The sequence below is a fragment of the Pseudomonas sp. NBRC 111132 genome (genome assembly GCF_001320565.1).
Taxonomy (GTDB): Bacteria; Pseudomonadota; Gammaproteobacteria; order Pseudomonadales; family Pseudomonadaceae; genus Aquipseudomonas; species Aquipseudomonas putida_P.
The window spans coordinates 25,026-49,049 of record NZ_BCBI01000046.1; the positions used below are offsets into that span (position 1 = coordinate 25,026).

Annotated in this window: 23 protein-coding genes and 1 pseudogene; 14 read left to right on the top strand and 10 right to left on the bottom strand. The window is 63.3% G+C overall.

Annotation, left to right across the window (positions count from 1 at the left end; genetic code table 11):
* Positions 1 to 45: 45 nt before the first annotated feature.
* Entirely contained in the window at positions 46 to 1,548 is a 1,503-nt protein-coding gene (ppx, locus tag APH35_RS20170; RefSeq protein WP_012274769.1) for an exopolyphosphatase, read from the top strand.
* Here the strand turns inward: ppx and ppk1 are convergent.
* Positions 1,535 to 3,778 carry a polyphosphate kinase 1 gene (gene ppk1 / locus APH35_RS20175; protein WP_060515343.1) on the bottom strand — a complete coding sequence of 748 codons (2,244 nt, stop codon included), beginning with the start codon at positions 3,776 to 3,778 and terminating at the stop codon, positions 1,535 to 1,537. The two genes, ppx and ppk1, sit on opposite strands and share 14 nt — an antisense overlap.
* Before the next feature lie 213 nt (positions 3,779 to 3,991).
* Between ppk1 and APH35_RS28490 the strand changes: the two genes are divergently transcribed.
* A complete protein-coding gene (locus APH35_RS28490; RefSeq protein ID WP_151884243.1) occupies positions 3,992 to 4,636 on the top strand; it encodes a DedA family protein in 645 nt (214 codons plus the stop codon).
* Between the two features lie 501 nt (positions 4,637 to 5,137).
* Here APH35_RS28490 and APH35_RS29465 read toward each other — a convergent pair.
* Positions 5,138 to 5,764, bottom strand: a pseudogene (locus tag APH35_RS29465) (sterol desaturase family protein); the annotation flags it as partial.
* A gap of 112 nt (positions 5,765 to 5,876) precedes the next feature.
* Between APH35_RS29465 and elbB the strand changes: the two are divergent.
* Positions 5,877 to 6,536 carry an isoprenoid biosynthesis glyoxalase ElbB gene (gene elbB / locus APH35_RS20190; RefSeq protein WP_012274772.1) on the top strand — a complete coding sequence of 220 codons (660 nt, stop codon included), beginning with the start codon at positions 5,877 to 5,879 and terminating at the stop codon, positions 6,534 to 6,536.
* Positions 6,537 to 6,632: 96 nt separating this feature from the next.
* Here elbB and APH35_RS20195 read toward each other — a convergent pair whose 3' ends face one another.
* Positions 6,633 to 7,085 (bottom strand): YaiI/YqxD family protein, encoded by a 453-nt coding sequence (locus APH35_RS20195; protein ID WP_012274773.1) that lies wholly within the window; start codon positions 7,083 to 7,085, stop codon positions 6,633 to 6,635.
* A gap of 166 nt (positions 7,086 to 7,251) precedes the next feature.
* Here APH35_RS20195 and APH35_RS20200 point away from each other — a divergent pair, with 166 nt between their 5' ends.
* Positions 7,252 to 10,107: a class I adenylate cyclase gene (locus tag APH35_RS20200; RefSeq protein WP_060515346.1), complete on the top strand. Its 2,856-nt coding sequence runs from the start codon at positions 7,252 to 7,254 to the stop codon at positions 10,105 to 10,107.
* Positions 10,108 to 10,220: 113 nt separating this feature from the next.
* Here the strand turns inward: APH35_RS20200 and rnk are convergent, their stop codons facing one another.
* From rnk to cyaY, 3 genes are all read right to left on the bottom strand, one after another.
* Entirely contained in the window at positions 10,221 to 10,631 is a 411-nt protein-coding gene (rnk, locus tag APH35_RS20205) for a nucleoside diphosphate kinase regulator (protein WP_012274775.1), read from the bottom strand.
* Positions 10,632 to 10,777: 146 nt separating this feature from the next.
* On the bottom strand, positions 10,778 to 11,002 hold the full coding sequence (locus APH35_RS20210) for a DUF1289 domain-containing protein (protein ID WP_060515347.1): 225 nt from the start codon (positions 11,000 to 11,002) through the stop codon (positions 10,778 to 10,780).
* Between the two features lies 1 nt (position 11,003).
* Positions 11,004 to 11,336 (bottom strand): iron donor protein CyaY, encoded by a 333-nt coding sequence (gene cyaY, locus APH35_RS20215; RefSeq protein ID WP_012274777.1) that lies wholly within the window; start codon positions 11,334 to 11,336, stop codon positions 11,004 to 11,006.
* A gap of 190 nt (positions 11,337 to 11,526) precedes the next feature.
* Between cyaY and lptM the strand changes: the two genes are divergently transcribed.
* The 6 genes from lptM to APH35_RS20245 are packed head-to-tail and all read left to right on the top strand — an operon-like array spanning position 11,527 to position 16,146.
* Positions 11,527 to 11,739 (top strand): LPS translocon maturation chaperone LptM, encoded by a 213-nt coding sequence (lptM, locus tag APH35_RS20220; RefSeq protein ID WP_012274778.1) that lies wholly within the window; start codon positions 11,527 to 11,529, stop codon positions 11,737 to 11,739.
* Positions 11,740 to 11,748: 9 nt separating this feature from the next.
* Positions 11,749 to 12,996 (top strand): diaminopimelate decarboxylase, encoded by a 1,248-nt coding sequence (gene lysA, locus APH35_RS20225; protein ID WP_012274779.1) that lies wholly within the window; start codon positions 11,749 to 11,751, stop codon positions 12,994 to 12,996.
* Between the two features lie 4 nt (positions 12,997 to 13,000).
* Complete coding sequence (gene dapF, locus APH35_RS20230; protein ID WP_060493197.1) at positions 13,001 to 13,831, top strand: diaminopimelate epimerase; 831 nt, start codon at positions 13,001 to 13,003, stop codon at positions 13,829 to 13,831.
* A 13-nt stretch (positions 13,832 to 13,844) separates the two neighbouring features.
* The gene (locus tag APH35_RS20235; RefSeq protein ID WP_012274781.1) at positions 13,845 to 14,555 is read left to right on the top strand and encodes a DUF484 family protein; all 711 of its coding nucleotides are present in this window, start codon (positions 13,845 to 13,847) and stop codon (positions 14,553 to 14,555) included.
* The gene (gene xerC, locus APH35_RS20240) at positions 14,555 to 15,454 is read left to right on the top strand and encodes a tyrosine recombinase XerC (RefSeq protein ID WP_012274782.1); all 900 of its coding nucleotides are present in this window, start codon (positions 14,555 to 14,557) and stop codon (positions 15,452 to 15,454) included. The genes APH35_RS20235 and xerC overlap by 1 nt, the downstream gene beginning before the upstream one ends.
* Positions 15,451 to 16,146, top strand: coding sequence for an HAD family hydrolase (locus APH35_RS20245; protein WP_012274783.1), 696 nt, complete (start codon positions 15,451 to 15,453; stop codon positions 16,144 to 16,146). Before xerC ends, APH35_RS20245 begins: the two co-directional genes overlap by 4 nt.
* A gap of 84 nt (positions 16,147 to 16,230) precedes the next feature.
* On the opposite strand, the gene sutA is transcribed toward APH35_RS20245, so the two are convergent.
* The 3 genes from sutA to glnK form a co-directional block, all read right to left on the bottom strand.
* Complete coding sequence (gene sutA / locus APH35_RS20250) at positions 16,231 to 16,560, bottom strand: transcriptional regulator SutA (protein WP_011536349.1); 330 nt, start codon at positions 16,558 to 16,560, stop codon at positions 16,231 to 16,233.
* Positions 16,561 to 16,989: 429 nt separating this feature from the next.
* Entirely contained in the window at positions 16,990 to 18,321 is a 1,332-nt protein-coding gene (locus APH35_RS20255; protein ID WP_016712640.1) for an ammonium transporter, read from the bottom strand.
* A 46-nt stretch (positions 18,322 to 18,367) separates the two neighbouring features.
* Complete coding sequence (gene glnK / locus APH35_RS20260) at positions 18,368 to 18,706, bottom strand: P-II family nitrogen regulator (RefSeq protein ID WP_002555808.1); 339 nt, start codon at positions 18,704 to 18,706, stop codon at positions 18,368 to 18,370.
* A gap of 372 nt (positions 18,707 to 19,078) precedes the next feature.
* On the opposite strand from glnK, the gene APH35_RS20265 reads away from it, so the two are divergent.
* From APH35_RS20265 to APH35_RS20275, 3 genes are read left to right on the top strand one after another with little or no spacing between them, the layout of a single operon-like run.
* Positions 19,079 to 19,339 carry an accessory factor UbiK family protein gene (locus APH35_RS20265; protein WP_041166618.1) on the top strand — a complete coding sequence of 87 codons (261 nt, stop codon included), beginning with the start codon at positions 19,079 to 19,081 and terminating at the stop codon, positions 19,337 to 19,339.
* On the top strand, positions 19,340 to 19,693 hold the full coding sequence (locus APH35_RS20270; protein WP_012274786.1) for a gamma-glutamylcyclotransferase family protein: 354 nt from the start codon (positions 19,340 to 19,342) through the stop codon (positions 19,691 to 19,693). It begins immediately after the preceding gene.
* 38 nt (positions 19,694 to 19,731) lie between these two features.
* Positions 19,732 to 20,160, top strand: a complete 429-nt coding sequence (locus APH35_RS20275) for a TOBE domain-containing protein (protein WP_012274787.1) — start codon at positions 19,732 to 19,734, stop codon at positions 20,158 to 20,160.
* Between the two features lie 29 nt (positions 20,161 to 20,189).
* Here APH35_RS20275 and APH35_RS20280 read toward each other — a convergent pair whose 3' ends face one another.
* Positions 20,190 to 22,184, bottom strand: a complete 1,995-nt coding sequence (locus APH35_RS20280; protein WP_060515348.1) for a DUF4034 domain-containing protein — start codon at positions 22,182 to 22,184, stop codon at positions 20,190 to 20,192.
* 215 nt (positions 22,185 to 22,399) lie between these two features.
* Between APH35_RS20280 and APH35_RS20285 the strand changes: the two genes are divergently transcribed.
* A complete protein-coding gene (locus APH35_RS20285; protein WP_256098736.1) occupies positions 22,400 to 23,932 on the top strand; it encodes a YifB family Mg chelatase-like AAA ATPase in 1,533 nt (510 codons plus the stop codon).
* Positions 23,933 to 24,024: the final 92 nt, after the last annotated feature.

Sequence of the window (24,024 nt, forward strand, 5' to 3'; positions counted from 1 at the left end):
TATCGTGGCACGATTGCCAGGTTAACGACCGAGAACAACCAGATCATGCCGCATACCATCGCGAAGAACCTGTCCCTGATCGCCGCCATCGACCTTGGCTCCAACAGTTTTCATATGGTCGTGGCCAAGGCCCACCATACCGAAATCCGTATCCTTGAGCGGCTCGGCGAGAAGGTTCAGCTAGCCGCCGGCATCGACGAAGAGCGCAAGCTCAGTGAAGAGTCTATGGAAAGAGGCCTGGATTGCCTCAAGCGCTTTTCTCAACTGATCAACGGCATGCCGGCAGGCTCCGTACGCATCGTCGGTACCAACGCCTTGCGCGAAGCGCGCAACCGCAACGAATTCATCCAGCGCGCCGAGGCCATCCTCGGCCACCCGGTCGAGGTCATCTCCGGCCGTGAAGAAGCGCGCCTGATCTACCTGGGCGTATCGCACACCCTGGCCGATACCCCCGGCAAGCGCCTGGTGGCAGACATCGGTGGCGGCAGTACCGAGTTCATCATCGGCCAGCGTTTCGAGCCGCTGCTGCGCGAAAGCCTGCAGATGGGTTGCGTAAGCTTTACCCAGCGCTACTTCCGCGATGGCAAGATCACCCCGGCCCGCTATGCCCAGGCCTACACCGCCGCGCGCCTGGAGCTGATGAGTATCGAAAATGCCCTGCACCGCCTGACCTGGGACGAGGCCATTGGCTCGTCCGGTACCATTCGCGCCATCGGCGCCGCCATCAAGGCCGGCGGCCTGGGCAATGGCGAGGTCAACGCCGAAGGCCTGGCCTGGGTCAAGCGCAAGCTGTTCAAGCTGGGCGAGGTCGACAAAATCGACTTCGACGGCGTCAAGCCGGACCGCCGGACCATCTTCCCCGCAGGCCTTGCGATTCTCGAAGCGATCTTCGATGCCCTGGAGCTGCAGCGCATGGACCACTGTGACGGTGCCCTGCGCGAAGGTGTGCTGTTCGACCTGCTCGGCCGTCACCACCACGAGGATGTGCGCGAACGCACCCTGAACTCGTTGATGGAGCGCTACCACGTGGACCAGGGCCAGGCTGCGCGTGTGGAACGCAAGGCATTGCACGCCTTCGACCAAGTGGCCGACGCCTGGGACCTTAAAGACGGAAATTGGCGCGATCTGCTTGGCTGGGCCGCGAAAATACACGAAATAGGGCTAGACATTGCCCACTATCACTACCACAAGCATGGCGCCTACCTGATCGAGCACTCCGACCTGTCGGGCTTTTCTCGCGAAGATCAGCAGATGATGGCCCTGCTGGTGCGCGGCCACCGTCGCAACATCCCCAAGGACCGTTACGCTGAGCTGGGTGATGAAGGGGTCAAGCTGCTGCGCCTGTGCGTGCTGCTGCGCTTTGCCATTCTGTTCCACCACATTCGCGGCACCCAGCAGATGCCAAAGGTAGAGCTCAAGGGCGGCGACAACAGCCTGGATGTAGCCTTCCCTGAAGGTTGGCTGGAGCAGAACCAGCTGACCCAGGCCGACTTCGCCAACGAGGCGGAGTGGCTGGCCCGGGTCGGCTTCGTCCTCAGCGTACGTTGAGGACCGGGTTGCTCAGGCGCTCCAGCAGGGTCGCCTGGGCACTGCGCGGGTTCTGATTGCCGGTCGGGGTGCTACGCACGTAGCGCCCGTCTGGCTGCAACGTCCAGGCGTGGGTGTTGTCGGTCAGGTAGCCTTCCAGCTCCTTCTTCACCCGCAGCAACAGCTTCTTGCCTTCCACCGGGAAGCAGGTCTCGACGCGCTTGTCGAGGTTGCGCTCCATCCAGTCGGCGCTGGACAGGTAGATCTGCTCTTCGCCGCCATTGAGGAAGTAGAACACCCGCGTGTGCTCGAGGAAGCGGCCGATGATCGAGCGCACCTGAATGTTGTGCGAAACCCCCGGAATACCTGGGCGCAAGCAGCACATGCCGCGCACCACCAGGTCGATTTTCACACCCGACTGGCTGGCCTTGTACAGCGCCTTGATGACCTTGGCGTCGGTCAGCGAGTTGAACTTGGCGATGATGTGCGCCGGCTTGCCTTCGAGGGCGAACTGGGTTTCCCGCGCGATCATGTCGAGCATGCCCTTTTTCAGGGTGAACGGCGCGTGCAGCAGCTTCTTCATGCGCAGGGTCTTGCCCATGCCGATCAGCTGGCTGAACAGCTTGCCAACGTCCTCGGTGAGGGCGTCGTCAGAGGTCAGCAGGCTGTAGTCGGTGTACAGGCGGGCGTTGCCGGCGTGGTAGTTGCCGGTACCCAGGTGCGCATAACGCACGATCTCGCCCTGTTCGCGGCGCAGGATCAGCATCATCTTGGCGTGGGTCTTGAACCCGACCACGCCGTAGATCACCACCGCACCGGCCGCTTGCAGGCGGCTGGCCATCTGCAGGTTGGACTCTTCGTCGAAGCGCGCACGCAACTCGATCACCGCAGTGACCTCCTTGCCGTTACGCGCCGCGTCCACCAGGGCGTCGACGATTTCCGAGTTGGCCCCGGAGCGGTACAGGGTCTGGCGCACGGCGAGCACATGCGGGTCCTTGGCGGCCTGGCGCAGCAGGTCGACCACCGGGGTGAAGGACTCGAACGGGTGCATCAGCAGGATGTCCTGCTTGCTGATCACGCTGAAAATGTTGTCGGCGTTCACCAGCAGCTTGGGGATTGCCGGGGTGAACGGCGTGTACTGAAGCTCCGGGTGGCTGTCCAGGCCGGTAATGCTGAACAGGCGGGTGAGGTTGACCGGGCCATTGACCTGGTACAGCTCGCTTTCGCTGAGGCTGAACTGCTTGAGCAGGTAGTCCGACAGGTGTTTCGGGCAGGTGTCGGCCACTTCCAGGCGCACGGCATCGCCGTAACGGCGCGAGAACAACTCACCACGCAGAGCACGGGCCAGGTCGTCGACTTCTTCGGAGTCCAGCGCCAGGTCGGCGTTACGGGTGAGGCGGAACTGGTAGCAGCCCTTCACCTTCATGCCCTGGAACAGGTCGTCGGCGTGCGCGTGGATCATCGACGACAGGAACACGTAGTTGGCACCCGGGCCACCCACCTCTTCAGGCACGCGGATGACCCGTGGCAGCAGGCGTGGGGCAGGGATGATCGCCAAGCCCGAATCGCGACCGAAGGCGTCCACACCCTCAAGCTCGACGATGAAGTTGAGGCTCTTGTTCACCAGCAACGGGAACGGGTGGGTCGGGTCGAGGCCGATCGGGGTGATGATCGGGGCGATTTCGTCGCGGAAATAGCGACGCACCCAGGTCTTGAGTTTGGGCGTCCAGTAACGACGGCGAATGAAGCGAATCTGATGCTTTTCCAGCTCCGGCAGCAGCACGTCATTGAGGATCGCGTACTGGCGCTCTACCTCGATGTGCACCAGTTCGCTGATACGCGCCAACGCCTGGTGCGGCTGCAAGCCATCGGCACCGGCCTGTTCACGGGCAAAATTGATCTGCTTCTTCAACCCGGCCACGCGGATCTCGAAGAACTCATCGAGGTTGCTGGAGAAGATCAGCAGGAACTTGAGCCGTTCAAGCAACGGGTAGTTCTCGTCCAGTGCCTGTTCCAGCACACGGATGTTGAACTGCAACTGCGAGAGTTCGCGATGAATGTACAGGCTGCTGTCGTCCAGGCCAGGGACAGTGATTGCCGGGGCCGGTGCGGGCACCGGGGCCACAGGCTCGGCCGCCTGCTCCGCTACGGGCTCGGGCGCCGGCGGCAGGTCAGGCGGGGTCTGCACCATCTCTTCTGGGAGCTCCTGGGCATCCTTGATCGCGACAGGGGTGAGCACTTCATTATTCATCTGGCGTTCCTGAGGACGTTAACGCCCTATCATCAATTGAGCGGCAAGATAAGCGCCCATTATGACGCCTGTGTTACACACCAGGGCAAGCCATGGCGCGTGGCCTCTGGCATTGTCTGTGTAGGAATTGTTCACGTCGAGACACATTTGGACACTTTCACGATTGCGCGCGAAGGGGTAGGCTTCGCGTTCATTTCGCCAGCACCTCAGAAAATGCTTCAACAATTCCTGCAGGATTTCGGCTACTTTGCCCTTTTTCTAGGCACCTTCTTCGAAGGCGAGACCATCCTGGTGCTTGCGGGTTTCCTTGCGTTCCGTGGTTACATGGACATCAAGCTGGTGTGCCTGGTGGCCTTCTTCGGCAGCTACGCGGGCGATCAGCTGTGGTACTTCATGGGCCGCCGCCACGGGCGCAGGATCCTGGCGCGCAAGCCGCGCTGGCAGGCAATGGGTGACCGGGCGCTGGACCACATCCGCCGCCATCCTGATATCTGGGTGCTGAGTTTTCGCTTCGTCTATGGCCTGCGCACGGTCATGCCGGTGGCCATTGGCCTGTCGGGCTATCCACCCCGCCGCTATCTGCTGCTGAACGGCATTGGCGCGGCTATCTGGGCAATCGCCCTGGGCGCGGCCGCGTACCACTTCGGCGCCATTCTCGAAGGCCTGCTGGGCAACGTGAAACGTTACGAGCTATGGGTGCTCGGCGGCCTTGTGGCGCTGGGCGGCCTGCTGTGGCTGCGTCGGCGCTTCCGCACCCTGCGCGCGGAGCGCAAGGCGGCGGGCCTGGCCCAGGCCCCAGAGGCTGAGCAAGCTGTAAGCCACGAGCAGGAACCAGGCCAGCGGCGCGACCACCGCTAAGCCCAAGGCGCCGGCCAGGTACAACGCCGGCGCATTCAGCAGCAGCCGCGCCAGCTCCAGGCGCGCAGCCCAGCGCCGGTTCTCCAGCAAAGCGCCCAGCACGAACAGACCAAACGCCATCAGCGACCAGCCGAGCACCAGCGCGGCGATCGGCACGCGGTCGGCCACATGCATCAGGTAGCTGCCCAAAGCCACATACACCACGAACTGCGCCGCCACGTAGGCTTGTTGCGCGCGGCCCAGGGCAATCTCGAACTTGCGAAACAGCGCCAGGTCCTGCTTGGCCTGCGGGTAGCGCGCAGCCACGTCGGCCGGGCGCCAACCGGTGGGCATGAACCAGATGCGCAGCTTGTCCCACAGGCTGGCGGTGTGCCGGGCGTCATGCCAGAGCTGGGCATAGAACTGCAGGTTGGCCCACAGCGGGTTCCAGCTGGCCAACGGTGTCGTCACCCCGAACACCACCGGCTCGGCCGGGTCTTCCTCTTTGAAGGTGCCGAACAGACGGTCCCAGAGAATGAACACACCGCCGTAATTGCGATCCAAGTAAGCAGGGTTTTGCGCATGGTGGACGCGATGGTTGGATGGTGTGATCAACACCCACTCGAGCCAGCCAAGCTTGGGGATGTGTCGGGTATGCACCCAGAACTGATACAGCAGGTTGAGCGAGGCCACGGTGATGAACACCAGTGGCGGTACGCCCACCAGCGCCAGCGGCAGGTAGAACAGCCACGAGAAGATGAACCCGCTACTGGTCTGGCGCAGCGCCGTGGTGAGGTTGTACTCCTCGCTCTGGTGATGCACCGAGTGTGCGGCCCACAGCACGTTGCGCTCATGCCCCAGGCGATGCAGCCAGTAGTAACAGAAGTCGTACAGGACAATGGCCAGCAGCCATACCCACCACGCCTCTGCCGGCAACCGCAAAACCGCCAGGTGTTCGAAGGCCAGCGCATAGGTGACCAGCCCTACCCCTTTGGTCAGCAGCCCGGTACTGGTCGACAGTGCGCCGGTGCTAAGGCTGTTGATCGAGTCGGCCAGGGTGAAATTGCGCTGGCCACGCACGCGGTCAGCTACCAGCTCGACGGCAATCAGCACAAAGAAGAACGGCACGGCCAGCAGTATCAGGTCCATGGGCACGACCTCAGGCGTTATCCACCAAGATTAGGCCGCACTCGCGGGAATCCCTATGGCGACATCTGCCAAACTAGAGGACATTTAGCGCCTCGACACTGGAGTAGTGAACATGACAAAAAAAGTAGCGGTGATTCTTTCCGGCTGTGGCGTGTACGACGGCGCCGAAATCCACGAAAGCGTGATCACCCTGCTGCGCCTCGACCAGCGCGGTGCGCAGGTGCAGTGCTTCGCGCCGAACATTGCACAGATGCACGTCATCAACCACCTGACCGGCGAGGAAATGCCCGAGTCGCGTAATGTGCTGGTGGAATCGGCGCGCATAGCCCGCGGCGAGGTCAAGGACATCCGCGAGGCCAAGGCCGAGGACTTCGATGCGTTGATCGTGCCAGGCGGTTTTGGGGCGGCAAAGAACCTCTCCAATTTTGCCGTGGAAGGTGCCAACTGCAGCATCAACCCGGACGTACTGACCCTGGCCGAAGCCTTTGCCGACGCCTGCAAGCCGGTTGGGCTGATCTGCATCTCGCCGGCACTGGCCGCGAAGATCTACGGGCCGGGCGTGGTCTGCACCATCGGCAGCGACGCCGGCACGGCGGCGGCGGTCGAGAAGATGGGCGGTACCCATGAGGAGTGCGATGTGCACGATATTGTCGAAGACTCCCAGCGCAAACTGGTGACTACGCCGGCTTACATGGAAGCCAAGTCGATCAGCGAAGCGGCGGGGGGCATCTACAAGCTGGTGGACCGGGTGCTGGAACTGACACACGAGTAAGCACCGAAAGCGGCGCGGCCTTCTGTGCCTCGCGAAAGGGCCGCAACGCGCCCCTTTCGCGACACAAGGCCGTTCCCACAGAGAACCGCAAGCTCTTCAGGACTTGGACAGCCGGGCAATGATCCGGTCCAGCGCATTGGCAAATGCCTGCTTCTCCCGCTCGCCGTAAGCGCCCTGCCCACCCCCCACCTGGCCCTGCTCGCGCAGCTCGGTGAACAGGTTGCGCGCCGCCAGGCGGTCGCCCATGTTGCGTTCGTCGAACTCTCGCCCACGCGGGTCCAGTGCCGCCACGCCCTTTTTCACCAGGCGGTCGGCCAGCGGTACGTCACTGCAGATCACCAACTCGCCAGGCACGGCGTGCTCGACCAGGTAATCGTCGGCCGCGTCCATGCCGCTGGGTACCACAATCAGGCGCACGATCGCGAACGCCGGCTTGGCCACGGCCTGCCCCGCCACCATCACCACCTCGAACTTGCGCTTGAGGGCGAACTTGACGATCAGATCCCTGGCCGCTTTGGGGCAGGCATCGGCATCGATCCATACACGCATCGGAAATTCTCGACTTGGACTCAATGCGCCCATCATGCCTGAAGCACAACGAAAGCTGGAGCGCGAGAACGCTGGAAAAATGGCGCCAGAATTACAATTACTGCTTATCCGACCCCGCCACTCAGGCTAAACTCGCCACAGCTTCACTGGCCTGCCCGAGCGCGCAATGAACCACCCTCACGAAATCCGCCCCGACCTGGACGAAGGCATCGACCGCAAGGTCCTGGCGACATTGCGTGCGCGCTTCCTGCAGTTAAACCAAGGGCGGCTGCAGCGGGCAATGGAAGGCCTGTCGACACGTCAGCAACAGGTACTGACGCTGCTACCGCTGCTGTTTCACGTAAACCACCCGCTGTTGCCAGGCTACGTCTCGGGCAGTACGCCTGCCGGCGTATCGGGCTATGCGCCAGGTGCCGAGCTGGTGGCGGAGGCCCAGCGCCTGGCGCGCTCGTTCACCTACAAGGCCGCGCATGGCAACCCGCCACGTCCGATTCACGGCCTGTTCCTGATGGGCAGCCTGGGCTCGCTGGCCCAGGCCGAGCACAGCGACATGGACCTGTGGGTGTGCCACGCACCCGGCTTGCCCGAACACCAGTTGGATGAACTGCGCCGCAAGTGCCAGCAACTGGAGGCCTGGGCGGCAAGCCTGGGAGCCGAAGCACACTTTTTCCTGATCGACACGCAGGGCTTCGCCCATGGCGAGCGCGATGGCCAGCTCGGCTCCGACGACTGTGGCACCACCCAGCACTACTTGCTGCTGGACGAGTTCTACCGCACCACCCTGTGGCTGGCCGGGCGCACACCGCTATGGTGGCTGGTGCCGGTGTATCAGGAACACAACTACCACAGTTATACCCAGACCCTGCTGTCCAAGCGGTTCATCCGCAGCCATGACGCCCTCGACCTCGGCAACCTGGCGCACATTCCGCCCGGCGAGTTCGTCGGCGCCGGCCTGTGGCAGTTGTTCAAAGGTATCGACTCGCCCTACAAATCGCTGCTCAAACTGCTGCTGACCGAAGCCTACGCCAGCGAACACCCTGCCGTGCGCTGCCTGAGCCTGGACTACAAGCAGGCCGTGTTCGCCAACCAGCTAGACCTCGACGAGCTCGACCCCTACGTGATGGTTTACCGGCGCATCGAACGCTACCTGCTGCAACGTGGCGAACACGCGCGCCTGGAGCTGGTACGCCGCAGCCTGTACCTCAAGGTGAACAAGAAGCTCAGCGACCAGGGTCGCAGCATGGGCTGGCAACGCCGGCTGCTGCAGCGCCTGACCGACGAGTGGGGCTGGAGCCAGCAACAGCTGGCCTTGCTGGACAGCCGCCGTCAATGGAAAGTGCAACAGGTTGCTGTCGAGCGCCGCGAACTGGTGGCCGAGCTGAACCACAGTTACCGCTTCCTCAGCCAGTTCGCGCTCACCCAGAACGCCAGCAGCCGCGCCGACCAGCGCGACCTCAATGTACTGGGCCGGCGCCTGTATGCGGCGTTCGAGCGCCGCGCCGGCAAGGTCGAAGTGATCAACCCCGGTATCGCCCCAGACCTCGCCGAAGGCACCTTGACCTTGGTCCAGGCACCCAACCGCAAGGAGCCGGGCAACCACCACTGGGAGCTTTACAGCGGCAACTTGAGCACCCACGAGGTGGAGCACTTCAGCCCGATCAAGCGCTGCCGCGAGCTGCTCGAGCTGCTCGCCTGGGCCCATCGCAACGGCGTGATCGACAGCAGCACCCGCCTGGCGCTGCACCCAGGCAGTAGCGACCTTGGCGAGTACGAGCTGTTCAACCTGCTGGGCTGCCTGCAGCAGAGCATTCCCCTGCCCTTGCCGACCGTCAGTGAAGTGCGCCTGCTGCAGCCCAGCGTTGCCGACGAGGTGCTGTTGCTGGTCAATGTCGCCATCGACCCGCTGCGCCATCACCGCGACCTGAACATTCTGATGACCACCGAGCGCACCGACTCGCTGAGCTACGCCGGCGTGCGCGAAAACCTGGTGCTGACCCTGGACCAGGTCACCATCAACAGCTGGAACGAGGTGCTGGTCCAGCGCTATGACGGCGAGCACGCACTGGTGCGCTGCCTGCGCGATTTCCTCAACAGCCCGGTACTGCACGGCCACCGGCCGCGGGTGCGGGTGCGCTGCTTCTGCCAGAGCCGCGCCCAGGCCATCGGCCAGCGTGTAGAGGAGATTTTCGACACCGTGCAACTGCTGCTGGACCAGGGGCTGCACCATCGCTACCTGCTGCAGGTAGCCCAGCACACCCATGTACTGGAGCTGCTACCCCAGCATGTCAGCCTGACCACCCTGGACGAGCATGAGGCGCTGCTAGCCTACCTGGGCGAAGAGCGCGGCGCCTACAGCCCGCTGTACCTGGACGCCAACGCCCTGCAAGACCACGACCTGCGCCTGGTACTGGAGCACGGCAGGCCGGCCTGTATCCAGGTGTTCTATCGCCTGCAGGACGGCTGGGCCGAGCTGTATGTGTTGGATGAGTACAACGCGCTGTGGCAACAACGCCTGCCATTGCATGACGAAACGCACTTGCTGCTGCCGCTGCAACGCTTTCTGCGCTCGGTGGTGATGCGTCGCGATGCCCGCCTGCCGCTCGACGGCCTGCGGCCGGCCTCGCTGGATATCCACTATGCGCAGCTTCTGCCCTCTGGCGCAGGCAAGGCACGCAGCATCGAGCCGCGCCTGGCCCCGTCCGAGGGCAGCGACCAACCTTACTATGAGGTGCAGGCGATCATCCAGGCCGGAGTGGCGGGTGCAGCGCATGTGACACTGTATTGCGACCAGCAGGAGTTTTCCGAACTGGAGCATGGCGAACAGCTGTATGCGGTGGTAGCCCGGCAGATCATTGGCCAGCGCCGTGGTGCAGGGCGGTACCAGTGCTATATCACCGACCTGGACTTATCCGAGTTGCTGGATGACCGGCTGGGGGCGACGCAGGTGTACCTGAGCTACAAGCGGGTGCTGGAGCAGGCGTTGAACGAGGGGTTGGAGCAGGTTTTGGCGCAAAGCGCCTGAATTGCCGGGGGTGCTTTGCACCCCATCGCGACACAAGGCCGCTCCTACAGGGGAATGCGATTCCTTGTAGCGGCCTTGTGTCGCGATGGGCCGCAAAGCGGCCCCCTTGGCCCTTACAGGTCGAAATCGCCCGCCGCTTCCGGTTGGTATTCCACTTCCAGCAGCTTCAGCTTGAGGGTCTTGCCACCCGGTGCCGGCCAGTCGATCTGCTCGCCCACCGACAACCCCAGCAAGGCGCAGCCAATGGGCGCCAGGATCGAAACCTTGCCTTCCGGCCCGGCATCCTTCGGGTAAACCAACGTCAGGTGGTAATCCTTGCCGCTGGCTTCCTCACGGCAGTGCACGCGCGAGTTCATGGTCACCACGCCCGCTGGCACTTCCTCGTGACCGACCACCTGCCCGGCGCGGTCCAGCTCGTCCTGCAAGGCGAGCACACCCGGCGTACTCTCGTCGAGGCTGTCGATCAGACGCTCCAGACGTTGTACGTCCAATCGGGTGAGGATGAGGGAAGGCTTGGTGCTCATGATCCAGTCAGACTCCTTTGAACAGGCAGTTTTCAATGTGCAAATAAAGCAAAACCCCGCCCAAGGGCGGGGTTTGAGAAGGCTTTGGCGTCACCGACGCAGAACCCGACACTACCACAGCCGGGTAAATACTCAAGCCCCTGCGCTCAGTGTGCCTTAGCCAGATCGCGCAAGGCCTGGGCCTCGCGGCAGATCTGCCGACGCCGTTCGTCGTCAGCCGAGCGCCATTCGCGGATGTGCTCGACATGCCGGTGGCAACCTGTGCACACCCGCTGTTCGTCCAACCGGCATACGCTGATGCACGGCGATGGCACGGCGGGGCTGACGTTGCTGTAAAGCGGCTTGGGCGGCCGAGCCTGGGCGCTGCTCATGTCAGATCTCGTCGAAGTCCAGCTTCTCGCCGGCCCGCTCCCAGACGATGCGCTCGAGCATTTCGCCCAGCAGTTCTTCGCTCTTTTCGCACACCCACTTCTTGCTCTCTTCGTCGTAGTCGAAGTGGAAACCACCGGAACGGTCGGCCAGCCACAGCTGGCGCAGCGGCTCCTGGCGGCTGAAGATCAGTTGGGCGCCGCCCTCGAACTTGACGGTAAGGACGCCGGCGGAGTTCTCCATGTCCAGGTCCATGCCGCTCTCGTCGAACAGGTCTTCCAGGGCCTGTTGGGTCGCGTCGACCAGATCATGGAAACGCGCTTCACTCAAACTCATTGCAGGAACCTCGAAATTGGCTGCGTTACAGGCAAGCCGGGCAAGATACGGGCGCTTGCCGCCGAATGCAAAGATTAGCCACTGAAGGGGGTAAGAATAGCCCGCCCGGCGGACCGGTCCTTGCATAGGCAAGCCGCCGGTCGCTCGGTATACTCGGGCGCAATACTGCATTTTTCTAAGGATTTCACCCATGAAGCGCCTGATTTCCTCCTTCGCGGCGCTGGTCGCTGTTGCCTGCCTCGTTTCTGCCTGCGGCCAGAAAGGCCCGTTGTATCTGCCTGAAGACGGCGATAACGGCAAAGCGCACAAGGCGCACCAGCACCAGCCCAAAGCCAAGCCGGCCCCGGTACAAGAGCAGCAGCCCGAACTGCAGCCCGAGCCCGAGCAGTCGCCAGCGCAGTAAGGAAACCAGATGAACGCTTTCAACTACCGCGACGGTGAGCTGTTCGCGGAAGGCGTGGCCCTGTCGGCCATCGCCGAGCGCTACGGCACCCCCACCTACGTGTATTCGCGCGCCCACATCGAGGCCCAGTACCGTAGCTACGCCGATGCCCTGCAAGGCACTGAACACTTGGTGTGCTTCGCGGTAAAGGCCAACTCCAACCTGGGCGTACTGAATGTACTGGCGCGCCTGGGCGCAGGTTTCGACATTGTCTCCGGCGGTGAGCTGGAGCGCGTGCTGGCCGCTGGCGGGCGCGCAGACCGCGTGGTCTTCTCCGGCGTCGGTAAAACCCGTGAAGACATGCGCCGCGCCCTGGAAGTTGGCGTGCACTGCTTCAACGTCGAATCCACCGACGAACTGGAGCGCCTGCAAGTAGTGGCCGCTGAAATGGGCAAGGTTGCCCCGGTGTCGCTGCGCGTCAACCCGGACGTCGATGCCGGTACCCACCCTTACATCTCCACAGGCCTCAAAGAAAACAAGTTCGGCATCGCCATCGCCGACGCCGAGGCCATCTACGTGCGTGCCGCGCAGCTGCCGAACCTGGAAGTGGTCGGTGTCGACTGCCACATTGGCTCGCAGCTGACCACCGTGGAGCCGTTCCTCGACGCACTCGACCGCCTGCTGGTACTGGTCGACCGCCTGGCCGAATGCGGTATCCACCTGCGCCACCTGGACTTGGGCGGCGGTGTTGGCGTTCGCTACCGCGACGAACAGCCGCCGCTGGTGGCCGACTACATCAAAGCCATCCGCGAGCGCGTGGGCGAGCGCGACCTGGCCCTGGTGTTCGAGCCGGGCCGCTACATCGTGGCCAACGCTGGCGTGCTGCTGACCCGTGTGGAATACCTCAAGCACACCGAACACAAGGACTTCGCCATCATCGATGCGGCGATGAACGACCTGATTCGGCCGGCCCTGTATCAAGCCTGGATGGGTGTCAGCGCGGTCAAGCCTCGTGCGGGCGAAGGCCGTGCCTACGACCTGGTCGGCCCTATCTGCGAGACCGGCGACTTCCTTGGCAAGGACCGCGTGCTGAACCTGGCCGAAGGTGACTTGCTGGCCGTAGCGTCTGCGGGCGCCTATGGTTTTGTCATGAGTTCCAACTACAACACCCGTGGCCGTTGCGCTGAAATCCTGGTCGACGGCGACCAGGCGTTCGAAGTACGCCGCCGCGAGACCATCGCCGAACTGTACGCTGGCGAAAGCCTGCTGCCGGAGTAAGCCCATGCTGCTGCGTTTTACCAAGATGCATGGGCTGGGCAACGACTTCATGGTCCTCGACCTGGTCAGCCAGCACGCGCACATCCAGCCCAAGCACGCCAAGCAATGGGGTGATCGCCATACCGGCATCGGCTTCGACCAATTGCTGATCGTCGAGGCGCCGAACAACCCGGAAGTGGACTTCCGCTACCGCATCTTCAATGCCGACGGCTCCGAGGTCGAGCAATGTGGCAACGGTGCCCGTTGTTTCGCCCGCTTCGTGCTGGACAAGCGCCTGACTGCGAAAAAGCGCATTCGTGTGGAAACCAAGAGCGGCATCATCGTGCTGGACGTGCAGAACGACGGCCAGGTGAGTGTCGACATGGGCCCGCCGCGCTTCATCCCTGCCGAAATCCCCTTCGTCGCCGACGCACAGGCGCTGAGCTACCCACTGGAAGTCGACGGCCAGCTGCATTCGATTGCCGCCGTGTCCATGGGTAACCCGCACGCCGTGCTGCGTGTCGACGACGTGCGTACTGCCCCCGTGCATGAGCTGGGCCCGAAGATCGAAAACCACCCACGCTTCCCGCAGCGGGTGAATGCCGGCTTCATCCAGGTCATCGACCGCCACCGCGCCAACTTGCGCGTGTGGGAACGCGGCGCGGGCGAAACCCAGGCCTGCGGCACCGGCGCCTGCGCCGCAGCCGTGGCAGCCATCAGTCAGGGCTGGATGGACTCTCCGGTGTCCCTCGACCTGCCCGGCGGGCGCCTGCACATCGAATGGGCCGGCCCCGGCAAGCCCGTAGTGATGACCGGCCCGGCCGTACGCGTCTACGAAGGACAGGTTCGTCTCTAAGCGAGTAACCGCCATGACCGATCAGCCCAAGGTTGTACCCAAGCAGTCCACCGAACTCGATGCCGAAGCGGTGGTCGCCTACCTGCGCGCCCACCCCACCTTCTTCGCCGAGCACGACGAGCTGCTGATCGAACAGCACATCCCGCACCAGCGTGGTGACAGCGTGTCGCTGGTGGAGCGCCAGCTCAAGCTGCTGCGTGACCGCAACATCGAAATGCGCCATCGTCTGTCGCAACTGATGGACGTGGCCCGCGACAACGACCGGCTGTTCGACAAGACCCGCCGGCTGATCCTTGACCTGCTGGATGCCGGCAGCCTGGAAGACGTGGTCATGGCGGTCGAAGACAGCCTGCGTCAGGAGTTCCAGGTGCCCTTCGTCAGCTTGATCCTGTTCGGCGACAACGTCGCGCCGGTCGGGCGCTGGGTCAGCAACGCCGAGGCCCAGCAGGCCATCGGCGCCCTGCTGGGCGGCGGCAAGACGGTCAGCGGCAACCTGCGCGAGCACGAGCTGGCCTTCCTGTTCGGCGAGGAACAGCGCCGGGAAGTAGGCTCCAGTGCCGTGGCCACCCTTGAGTACCAGGGGCTGCATGGGGTGCTGGCCATCGGCAGCCGCGACCCGCAACACTACAAGAGCAGCGTCGGCACCCTGTTCCTCGGCTACATCGCCGAAGTACTCGGCCGCGTTGTGCCACGCGTTACCCAGACCCTGCGCTCGGTACGCTGATGGAACGCCAGCTGGAGGCTTATTGCGCACACCTGCGCAACGAGCGCCAGGTATCGGAGCACACCTTGCTGGGCTACCGCCGTGACCTGGACAAGGTCATCGCCTACTGCAAGGAACACGGGATTGCCGACTGGCAGGCGCTGCAGATCCAGCAACTGCGCCAGCTGATCGCCCGCCTGCACCACCATGGCCAGTCTTCGCGCAGCCTGGCGCGGCTACTGTCGGCCGTGCGCGGCCTGTACCGCTACCTCAACCGCGAAGGCCTGTGCCAGCACGACCCAGCCACCGGCCTGAGCGCGCCCAAGGGTGAGCGCCGCTTGCCCAAGGTGCTGGACACCGACCGCGCTCTGCAATTGCTCGATGGCGGCGTCGACGACGACTTCATCGCCCGACGCGACCAGGCGATCCTTGAGCTGTTCTATTCGTCGGGCCTGCGCCTGTCCGAGCTGACCAACCTCGACCTCGATCACCTCGACCTCGCCGCCGGCCTGGTACAGGTACTGGGCAAGGGCGGCAAGGCCCGCGTACTGCCTGTTGGCCGCAAGGCGCGCGAGGCGCTGCAGGCGTGGTACCGCCTGCGCGGCATTGGCAACCCGCGCGACCGCGCGGTGTTCATTACCCGCCAGGGCAACCGCATCAGCCCCCAGGCCGTCCGGCTGCGGGTAAAGGCCGCCGGTGAGCGCGAGCTGGGCCAGCACCTGCACCCGCACATGCTTCGCCATTCCTTCGCCAGCCATGTGCTGGAATCGTCCCAGGACCTGCGTGCGGTGCAAGAGCTGCTCGGCCATGCCGACATCAGCACCACGCAGATCTACACCCACCTGGACTTCCAGCACCTGGCCGCGGTGTATGACAGCGCCCACCCTCGGGCCAAACGCAGCAAGGGCAATGACTCATGAGCATCAAGCTGATCACCTTCGACCTGGACGATACCCTGTGGGACACCGCGCCAGTGATTGCCACTGCCGAAGTCGTGCTGCGCGACTGGCTCGAAGCCAACGCCCCGATCCTTGGCGGCGTGCCGGTGGAGCACCTGTTCGCCATCCGCGAGCGCCTGGTACAAGCCGAGCCCGGCCTCAAGCACCGCATCAGCGCCCTGCGCCGGCGCGTGCTGTTCCATGCCTTGGAAGAGGTCGGCTACAGCGAGAAACATGCGCAGGAACTGGCCAACGAAGGTTTCGAAGTATTCCTGCATGCCCGCCATCAGGTGGAGATCTTCCCCGAAGTGCAACCGGTGCTGGAGATTCTGCGCCACCACTACACCCTGGGCGTGGTCACCAACGGCAACGCCGATGTGAGCCGGCTGGGGCTGGCGGACTACTTCCGCTTTGCCCTGTGCGCTGAGGACCTCGGTATCGGCAAGCCGGACCCGGCGCCGTTTCTGGAAGCCCTACGCCGTGGAGAATCGGAAGCCAGCGCGGCGGTGCACATTGGCGATCACCCCGGCGATGACATCGCTGGCGCCCAGCGCGCCGGTCTGCGTGCGGTATGGTTCAACCCACAGGGTAAGGCATGGGCGGGCGAACAGGCACCGGATGCCGAGATCCAGCGCCTGTCGCAGCTGCCCGACATCCTTTCGCGCTGGCGTTGAAGGCCCGGCCTGCACAGCAACCTGTTCTGAACAACAGGCACAAAAAAGCCCGCAGCGACGGCGGGCTTTTTTGCGATCAGCCACTCAGATAGGGCGGCTGCCGTACTTGTTGTCCGGCTTCTTGGGCGGGTCGGCGACCACGTTGGCCTCGACTTCCTGCACCTTGCCACCGCGCGAAAGGAACTCTTCCATCGCCTTGGCCAGGGCATCACGCTCTTTCTGCTTGGCTTCCATGCTCGGCATCTCGTCTACCGAGACCGCCGCCTTGGATTTGCCCTTGGCAGCGGGTGCCGGGCTGCTGTCGTCATCGCCAGCATCTTCGGCGCCGTCGTCAGCCGCCGCTTCGAGGCCTTCATCAGCCTCGTCTTCGTCGCCTACTTCGAGGTCATCATTTTCCAGATCGTCGTCGCTCATGTTCTACCTCATGACTTGCGAAAAGCAGGTTAGTTATAGACCAGTGCAGCCGTAGACCGGCAGCCACCAGTGAAAATTCAACTGGCCGTGGGTTAGGCCACTGCCCTTGGGTCGGCACTCCTGATGGGAGGCGGCACCCAGCAGGCCCTGCTCCTGGCAGGACCTGACAAATCCATTAACCCCTGCTGGCCACACGCTATTGGCAAGCCTAGCAAAGGCTGGCGAAGTGTGTGGACTACACGTCAAACACCCTTCGGCGCGCATTCTAGCGCGCCCGTGGAAAAAGCAAAGCTCCATAAACGCCCTACGACTTGTAAGTTTTTTACCTACGTCGCGAACGTGTCGAATAAACCGTTTGCCGAGCGCGAAATGCTGAAAATCTGACAAAAAAATGCCCGGCAAGCCGGGCAAATTTTTACCGCGTCGCAGTTACAGGTTGTAGCCGCGTTCGTTGTGCTGAGCCAGGTCGAGGCCGACCGACTCTTCTTCTTCGTTGACCCGCAGGCCCATCACCACATCCAGCACCTTGAGGATCACGTAGGTGACGATGGCGGTGTACACCACGGTGAAGATCACGCCCTTGGCCTGGATCCAGACCTGCATGCCGATGTCGGTGACGGTACCGAAGCCGCCCAGTGCAGGGGCTGCGAACACGCCGGTGAGGATGGCACCGATGATGCCGCCGATTCCGTGCACGCCGAAAGCGTCCAGCGAGTCGTCATAGCCCAGCTTGCGCTTGAGGGTGGTGGCGCAGAAGTAGCAGATCACACCCGACGCCAGGCCAATCACCAGAGCGCCCATCGGGCCCACGGTGCCTGCAGCCGGGGTAATGGCGACCAGGCCGGCAACCACACCCGAGGCGATGCCCAGGGCACTGGGTTTACCGTGGCCGATCCACTCGGCGAACATCCAGCCCAGTGCCGCAGCGGCAGTGGCGATCTGGGTGACCAGCATGGCCATGCCGGCGGTGCCGTTGGCCGCAGCGGCGGAGCCTGCGTTGAAGCCGAACCAGCCGATCCACAGCATGGCCGCGCCCATCAGGGTATAGCCCAGGTTGTGCGGGGCCATCGGCGTGGTCGGGTAGCCTTTTCGCTTGCCCAGCACCAGGCAGCAGACCAGGCCTGCGATACCGGCGTTGATGTGCACCACGGTGCCGCCAGCGAAGTCCAGCACGCCCCAGTCCCACATCAGTGCGCCGTCACCACTCCACACCATGTGCGCGATAGGCGCATACACCAGGGTGAACCAGATACCCATGAACACCAGCATCGCGGAGAACTTCATGCGCTCGGCGAAGGCACCGACGATCAGCGCCGGGGTGATGATGGCAAATGTCATCTGGAAGGTGATGAATACCGCTTCAGGGAACAGCGCGGTGGCCGAGGTCAAGTTCTCGGGCGTTACGCCGCTGAGAAAGGCTTTGGAGAAACCGCCAACGAAGGAGTTGAAGTTGAGCACGCCCTTTTCCATACCGGTGGTATCGAAGGCCATGCTGTAGCCGTAAACGACCCAGAGAATGCTCATCAGGCCGGTGATTGCAAAGCACTGCATCATCACCGACAGCACGTTCTTGGAACGCACCATGCCGCCATAGAACAGGGCCAGGCCCGGAATGGTCATGAACAGCACCAGCGCCGTTGCGGTCAGCATCCAGGCGGTATCGCCGGAGTTCAGCGCTGGGGCAGCTTCCTCTGCCAGGGCAAGCCCGGGCATTACGAGGGACAATAGGGCTCCTAGCCCTGCGATCTTACGCAGAGTCATGTTGTTTTCTCCTGGGGCGTTGGGTTTGGTGAGGCTTTTTTGCTGCTTAGATCGCGTCGGTATCGGTTTCGCCGGTACGGATACGGATTGCCTGCTCCAGATTCACCACGAAAATCTTGCCGTCACCGATCTTGCCGGTGTTGGCTGCCTTGGTGATGGCTTCGATTACCCGATCAAGGTCCTTGTCATCGATGGCGACATCGATCTTCACCTTGGGCAGGAAATCGACCACATATTCAGCACCGCGATACAGCTCGGTGTGGCCCTTCTGCCGACCGAAGCCTTTGACTTCGGTGACGGTGATGCCCTGCACGCCGATTTCCGACAGCGACTCGCGCACGTCGTCCAGCTTGAACGGCTTGATGATGGCTGTGACTAGCTTCATGAAACTCTCTCCCGATTTGGTGGACTTGCCCCAGGAAAACAAACCCGTCTCAAGTCTAAGCGCAGCGCTTGGCTTTGTAACGCGTCGTCGGTATCCGGCTCCGCGTGCGCACTGCCCGGTCACAAGGAACTGCATCAGTGCATGGCTCGTTCAGGTCTTTGCAGAAACCTTGCCAGTTCCGGCAAAGCACCGGAAAACAGTGGGTTATGTGAAACAGTCGGGATTGGCCAGTCGCCAGCATGGAAAACATGCACAATATCGGTGCGCGCTGGCAGGGCGTACTGCGCGAAAAATGTGCAGGGGGAGCGAGCCTGAGTGGCTGAATGGCCCGTGCTACACTGCCGACCACTTTCAGTTTCAGTGGACCGCCCCATGCTCGCGCCAAAAGCCCTTCTCGATGCCCTGAGCGATCAAGCCTCGCGCCTGTTCAGCAACGATACCGCCCAGCCCCGTGCAGAACTGGAAAGCCAGTTCAAGGTGCTGATGCAAGGTGCCTTCAGCAAGCTGGACTTGGTCAGCCGCGACGAATTCGACAGCCAGATGGTCGTGCTGGCGCGCACCCGCGCGCGCCTGGAAGCACTGGAAAAACAAGTAGCCGAGCTGGAAGCACGGCTGAACCCACAAGGTGAGTGAATGCAGCCCTCCAGCGCATACCCGGTATTGCTGTTTTCCTACGGCACATTGCAGGACAAAGCCGTGCAACTGGCCAACTTCGGCCGTGAGCTGAGCGGCCAGGCCGACCGTATGCTTGGCTACCGCCAGGACTGGGTCGAGATCACCGACCCGGGCGTACTGGCCGCCAGCGGCAAGTCCCATCACCCCATCGTTTCCCCCAGCAGCCAGGCCGACGACAGCGTGGCCGGCATGGTCTTCCAGATCAGCGAAGAAGAGCTGGCGGCGGCGGACCGCTATGAAGTCGCCGACTACAAGCGCGTCGCCGTCACCCTCGCCTCGGGCCTGACTGCCTGGGTTTATGTGCGCGCCTGAATCCCTCGGGCGCGGGTTGTTACACGGAGCGTTTCCCCATGAAAGTCAGCGCACGCAATGTTTTCGAAGGCAAAGTCACCCAAGTTCAGCCCGGTGCGGTCAATGCCGAAGTCGAGCTGACCCTCGGTGGTGGTGAAAAACTGGTGGCAGTGGTCACCATGGCCAGCCTGCATAACCTCAACATCAATGTCGGTAAAGACGCCGTGGCGCTGGTCAAGGCGCCTTGGGTGGTGCTGCTGACTGACGCTGCCGGTTACAAGCTGTCGGCCCGTAATGCCCTGGAAGGTGAAGTGGTACGGGTTGGCGATGGTGCTGTGAACGCCGAGGTGGTGCTGAAGCTGGCCGGTGGCACCGAGGTGTATGCCATCGTCACCCGCGAAGCCGTGCAGGAGCTGGGGCTGGCGCCAGGCGTGAAGGCCACCGCGCTGATCAAGGCCTCGCACATCATCCTTGGCGCCAAGCCCTGAATGAGAGGGGGCTGCTTTGCAGCCCCGGTCTAATTCATACAGGCCTGTTTCGGTGGCAACTCGCTGGCATGCAAGGTGCCGCGGAACAATGCCGCGCCACACTGGGTAAACAACGTCTTCACCCGGTTGTGCGAATTGAGGATCTCGGCCTGGATATCCTCGATGGCCGTATCCCCCGGCTGTAATCTGGCCGCCCGGTTGGCCCATTCGATGGCGGCAAAGCGGCTCTGCTTGCGGGTGCCGCGGCCCTGCATCCACGCCAGCCCCAGTTCGGCGCTGGCACGCCCGGCAATCCAAGGGTCCGGGTACTCCACCAGGCTCAGCAGGTAGGTAACTGCCTCGGCTCGCTCCTGTGCTTCACCAAACTGACGCAACAAAATCCCCAGGTGCAAACGTGCACGGGCATTGGTCTGCGCATTGCCCAGTGCGTCGACCAGCAGCTGCCTGACGGCCAGCATGGCACTGCGCTCACTCAGGTCCTCATCGCCATCCATGCGCAGGCAGGCCAGGTTGTACTTGGCCTGCCGGCTGCCCGCTTCCACCGCGCGCTGCAGCCAGTACTCGGCGGCCTCATCATCCAGGTAATGCGCCGGTGTGTTGGCCAAGCCGCCATTGTGCAGCTCGTACAGGCCCAGGGCGGCCCCAGGCAGGTTCAGTTCGGCGCAGCGTTCGTACAGGTAGCAGGCCACTTCATGCCGGTTGGCTGCCCACAGCAACTTCGCCACCTCGAGCACCTCGAGCCCCGGTGCCTGACCCGCGCACTGGCGTTTCACCGCCCGCTGCGACCAAAGCCTTGCCTGCTCGACCGAGCGTGGCAGCCCCCACAGCCCGAACCGGTGCCCGGCAGCGCGCAATGCACAGGCGCCCGCATGGGAGCGGCCTTCACACAACCGCTCGATGGCGCTGCGCAACAGGTGTTTCTCATCCGTCATGCCTTTGCGCAGTATCAGTTCGACCAGGCAGCGAAATGGCTCGCCCATGGCACGGATGGCGCCGTGGTCGGTATTGCACGCAAAGCTCGCGGCAAAATCGCGCATTGCGCCGGCATGGTCTTGCACTGCACGGCTGCGCAGCGCCCCCCGCCAGGCCAGCACGACCGCGCTTTCTCGGGGCCTTTTCGGGCGTTGCGACCAGCTTTCGAACACCGGCTGCCATTCGGCGACGGCCTGCAACGGGTTGGCATGCGGCAGCATCAGCCTGCATTCGACGGCCATCCAGCGCAGCGCATTGCGCAAACTTTCGTCCCAGGTTGAACACAACGGGCCATTGGCCAAAAGCTCAAGCGCATCGATCCTGCCACCCCAGCGGGGCTGCAGGTAAACGGCAATGGCCTGAATCGCTTCGAAGCATCCAGGGCGAGCGACCAGTGCATGGCGCAGCCAGTAATAGCGGGGGTCTTCGTTTTCATGATCGACCCGCCTGCCCAGGCAAGGCGGCAACGCCTGTGGCAGCTCAGCCAGGGGGAATACCCCATGCTTCACCAGCAAGGGCGCTGCGGCTTCCTGCACTTCCACATCAGCATGGGCACTGGGCCTGTAACGCGCTGGATGCCCCTGAAACAGTTCGATCAACCAGCCAGGCTCGCGCAGCTGCGCACTGATACGCAGCATGCCAATGGCCGCGGCCACGGGTTGTGCAGACCGGTCCATTGCACGCAACAGGTGCGCGGTTGCGGTTTCACACATTTGCTCGACGGCCAGCACGCGGGCAGCGTTGCGTTGGCCCCCAACCTGCACCTGGCAGGCTCGGTGGAAGCAATGCATGCCCATGACCACTTGTGGGTGGTACGCCTTGGGGCAGGCGTCAATCCAGGCTTTGAGCGCTTGGCTCAGGGCCCTGTCACCCTGGTTTTCCAGGTCGACCAGCATGTGCCCTTCGATGGCAGCCAGGTAGGCCGGGAACTCGCCGAACGGGGCTTGGCGCCACCGTGCCTCAAGGCTGTCGAAAAAGCGGTTGAGTTCAACGAATGCACTGGCCTGTACCAGTTCGCGGATTACCTGGCGCGTGCGGGTAAGCGTTTGCACGGCGCAATACCTCAAGTCCATTTGAAAAAAGACGCGGTGCCATCCCATGGCAACTGCAATTGCCCAACAACACTAAGCCATACCTGGCGACTGCGCAAAGTCTATTGGATCCATTTTTGCCGGACGGCATCGAAACACAGGGAAAAACACTGCCCTGAAATACCAGGACGCATAGTTGTTGCGCCTGCCGTGGCAGTGCTGGCTATCCTTTGCACCTGCCGCAGGAAGCGGCCCTTTCCAGTGACAACGGAGTGTCCATGTCCCTAGCACTCGTCCACAGCCGCGCCCAAGTGGGCGTGCAGGCTCCAGCAGTCAGTGTCGAAACCCACCTGGCCAATGGCTTGCCCCATCTCACCCTAGTCGGCCTGCCGGAAACCACGGTCAAGGAAAGCAAGGACCGGGTGCGCAGTGCCATCGTCAATTCCGGGCTGAACTACCCGCAGCGTCGCATTACCCAAAACCTCGCCCCCGCCGACCTGCCCAAGGATGGCGGGCGTTACGACCTGGCCATTGCCTTGGGCATCCTCGCCGCCGACGGCCAGGTGCCGGTTGCCGCCCTTACCGAGGTCGAGTGCCTGGGCGAACTGGCGCTGTCTGGCAAACTGCGCCCGGTGCAGGGTGTGCTGCCGGCGGCACTGGCGGCGCGCGAGGCAGGCCGGGCACTGGTAGTACCACGGGAGAATGCCGAGGAAGCCAGCCTGGCAGGCGGGCTGGTGGTGTATGCGGTGGGGCACCTGTTGGAGCTGGTCGCCCACCTGAATGGCCAGGTGCCGCTGCCGCCGTATGCTGCCAACGGCCTGATCCTGCAGCAACGGCCTTACCCGGACCTGAGTGAAGTGCAGGGGCAGCTGGCGGCCAAGCGTGCCCTGTTGCTGGCGGCCGCCGGGGCACACAACCTGCTGTTCACCGGGCCTCCCGGCACCGGTAAAACGTTGCTTGCCAGCCGCTTGCCGGGGCTGCTGCCGCCGCTGGACGAGCACGAGGCGCTCGAAGTGGCGGCAATCCAGTCAATCAGCGGGCATGCACCGCTGAACAGCTGGCCGCAGCGGCCGTTCCGCCACCCTCATCACTCCGCCTCCGGCCCGGCGCTGGTCGGGGGCAGCAGCCGACCGCAACCAGGCGAAATAACCCTGGCCCATCACGGCGTACTGTTTCTGGATGAGCTGCCAGAGTTCGAGCGGCGCGTGCTGGAGGTGCTGCGCGAGCCGCTCGAGTCGGGCGAAATCGTGATTGCCCGGGCCCGCGACAAGGTGCGCTTCCCAGCGCGCTTCCAACTGGTGGCGGCGATGAACCCGTGCCCTTGCGGCTACCTGGGCGACCCCACCGGCCGCTGCCGCTGCAGCACCGAGCAGATCGCACGGTATCGCAACAAGCTGTCCGGACCACTGCTGGACCGCATCGACCTGCACCTGACCGTGGCCCGCGAGAGCACCACGCTGAACAACCAACCCTGCGGTGAGCCCAGTGCCGATGTGGCGGCCAAAGTGGCCCAGGCGCGCGCGGTGCAGCACAAGCGGCAAGGGTGTGCGAATGCTTTTCTCGATCTCGAGGGCTTGCGCCGCCACTGCGGGTTGGCGCCGGCGGACCAGGCCTGGCTGGAAGGGGCCTGCGAGCGGCTGACCTTGTCGTTGCGATCGGCACACCGGTTGTTGAAAGTGGCGCGGACACTGGCGGACCTGGAGTGTTGTGAGACGATTGGCAGGCCGCATCTGGCCGAGGCCCTGCAATACCGACCAGGGAGCGGTTAGATTCGCCTTGTGCGGCCCATGGCTGCTCGCCAATTGATCGCTGGCCACCGCTATCGTCTCTTTTATCAGGACAATGTTTCTCCCTGGTAGCA